This is a genomic window from Achromobacter xylosoxidans, from assembly GCF_002192695.1.
Classification (GTDB): Bacteria; Pseudomonadota; Gammaproteobacteria; order Burkholderiales; family Burkholderiaceae_B; genus Achromobacter; species Achromobacter xylosoxidans_C.
Map to the genome: position 1 here is coordinate 1 of NZ_MTLG01000010.1, position 3,068 is coordinate 3,068.

Annotated in this window: 1 rRNA gene; it reads left to right on the forward strand. The window is 52.0% G+C overall.

Annotated elements, in window-relative coordinates:
• Window positions 1-149: 149 nt before the first annotated feature.
• Window positions 150-3,032, forward strand: a 23S ribosomal RNA gene (locus BRO63_RS02425).
• The last annotated feature ends 36 nt before the right edge of the window (window positions 3,033-3,068 follow it).

A 3,068-nucleotide genomic window follows, 5' to 3' on the forward strand; every position in this document is an offset into this window, starting at 1 on the left:
GGCGCAAGTCGATGAAGATAGGTACGGGTTGTGATTGCATTAATTTTGTTCCAAGTTCTCAAGACTGGGGTGAATAACCTCAGACTGCTTTGAAACTTATGAACGGCACAAACGCTAATACTCAGGTCCTATAGCCTACAGCGTTATAGGATCAAGCGACTAAGTGCATATGGTGGATGCCTTGGCGATCACAGGCGATGAAGGACGTAGTAGCCTGCGAAAAGCTACGGGGAGCTGGCAAACAAGCTTTGATCCGTAGATATCCGAATGGGGAAACCCACTGCAGCAATGCAGTATCCCTGGCTGAATACATAGGCCAGTGGAAGCGAACCGGGTGAACTGAAACATCTCAGTAGCTCGAGGAAAAGAAATCAACCGAGATTCCGAAAGTAGTGGCGAGCGAAATCGGAAGAGCCTTTACGTTTTAGCATGCAAGATAGTCGAACGGAATGGAAAGTCCGGCCGTAGCAGGTGATAGCCCTGTAGGCGAAATCTTGTGTGTGGAACTAAGCGTAAGACAAGTAGGGCGGGACACGTGAAATCCTGTTTGAAGATGGGGGGACCATCCTCCAAGGCTAAATACTCGTGATCGACCGATAGTGAACCAGTACCGTGAGGGAAAGGCGAAAAGAACCCCGGAAGGGGAGTGAAATAGATCCTGAAACCGTATGCATACAAACAGTAGGAGCCTCCTTGTGGGGTGACTGCGTACCTTTTGTATAATGGGTCAGCGACTTACATTCAGTGGCAAGGTTAACCGAATAGGGAAGCCGTAGCGAAAGCGAGTCCGAATAGGGCGATTCAGTCGCTGGGTGTAGACCCGAAACCAGATGATCTATCCATGGCCAGGTTGAAGGCACGGTAACACGTGCTGGAGGACCGAACCCACTAATGTTGAAAAATTAGGGGATGAGCTGTGGATAGGGGTGAAAGGCTAAACAAATCTGGAAATAGCTGGTTCTCTCCGAAAACTATTTAGGTAGTGCCTCAAGTATTACTGCGGGGGGTAGAGCACTGTTATAGCTAGGGGGTCATGGCGACTTACCAAACTATGGCAAACTCCGAATACCCGCAAGTACAGCTTGGGAGACAGAGCACCGGGTGCTAACGTCCGGACTCAAGAGGGAAACAACCCAGACCGCCAGCTAAGGTCCCGAATTATCGCTAAGTGGGAAACGAAGTGGGAAGGCATAGACAGTCAGGAGGTTGGCTTAGAAGCAGCCATCCTTTAAAGAAAGCGTAATAGCTCACTGATCGAGTCGTCCTGCGCGGAAGATGTAACGGGGCTAAGCGATAAACCGAAGCTGCGGGTGTGCACTTTGTGCACGCGGTAGGAGAGCGTTCTGTAAGCCTGCGAAGGTGGCTTGTAAAGGCTGCTGGAGGTATCAGAAGTGCGAATGCTGACATGAGTAGCGATAAAGGGGGTGAAAAGCCCCCTCGCCGTAAGTCCAAGGTTTCCTGCGCAACGTTCATCGGCGCAGGGTGAGTCGGCCCCTAAGGCGAGGCAGAGATGCGTAGCTGATGGGAAACTGGTTAATATTCCAGTACCGTCGTACAGTGCGATGGGGGGACGGATCGCGGAAGATCATCAGGGTGTTGGATGTCCCTGTTGCTGCATCGAAGATGGCGCTTAGGCAAATCCGGGCGCGTAAATCAAGGGTGTGGCACGAGTGAGCATTGCTCGCGAAGTGATTGGAAGTGGTTCCAAGAAAAGCCTCTAAGCTTCAGCTGTACGAGACCGTACCGCAAACCGACACAGGTGGACGGGATGAATATTCCAAGGCGCTTGAGAGAACTCAGGAGAAGGAACTCGGCAAATTGATACCGTAACTTCGGGAGAAGGTATACCCCGGTAGTGTGAAGCGCCTGCGCGCTTAGCATGATGGGGTCGCAGAGAATCGGTGGCTGCGACTGTTTATTAAAAACACAGCACTCTGCAAAGACGAAAGTCGACGTATAGGGTGTGACGCCTGCCCGGTGCCGGAAGGTTAAGTGATGGGGTGCAAGCTCTTGATCGAAGCCCCGGTAAACGGCGGCCGTAACTATAACGGTCCTAAGGTAGCGAAATTCCTTGTCGGGTAAGTTCCGACCTGCACGAATGGCGTAACGATGGCCACACTGTCTCCTCCTGAGACTCAGCGAAGTTGAAGTGTTTGTGATGATGCAATCTACCCGCGGCTAGACGGAAAGACCCCATGAACCTTTACTGTAGCTTTGCATTGATCTGTGAACCGGCCTGTGTAGGATAGGTGGGAGGCTTTGAAGCGTAGTCGCTAGATTACGTGGAGCCATCCTTGAAATACCACCCTGGTTTGTTTGCGGTTCTAACCTTGGTCCGTTATCCGGATCGGGGACAGTGCATGGTGGGCAGTTTGACTGGGGCGGTCTCCTCCCAAAGTGTAACGGAGGAGTTCGAAGGTACGCTAGGTACGGTCGGAAATCGTGCTGATAGTGCAATGGCATAAGCGTGCTTGACTGTGAGACTGACAAGTCGAACAGGTGCGAAAGCAGGACATAGTGATCCGGTGGTTCTGAATGGAAGGGCCATCGCTCAACGGATAAAAGGTACTCTGGGGATAACAGGCTGATACCGCCCAAGAGTTCATATCGACGGCGGTGTTTGGCACCTCGATGTCGGCTCATCTCATCCTGGGGCTGTAGCCGGTCCCAAGGGTATGGCTGTTCGCCATTTAAAGAGGTACGTGAGCTGGGTTTAAAACGTCGTGAGACAGTTTGGTCCCTATCTGCCGTGGGCGTTGGATACTTGACGGAGCCTGCTCCTAGTACGAGAGGACCGGAGTGGACGTACCTCTGGTGTACCGGTTGTCATGCCAATGGCATTGCCGGGTAGCTAAGTACGGAAGAGATAACCGCTGAAGGCATCTAAGCGGGAAACTCGTCTGAAGATAAGGTATCCCGGGGACTTGATCCCCCTGAAGGGTCGTTCGAGACCAGGACGTTGATAGGTCGGGTGTGGAAGCGCAGTAATGCGTTAAGCTAACCGATACTAATTGCCCGTGAGGCTTGATCCTATAACACTGATGGTTATGACCTGGTGATGTAGCGTT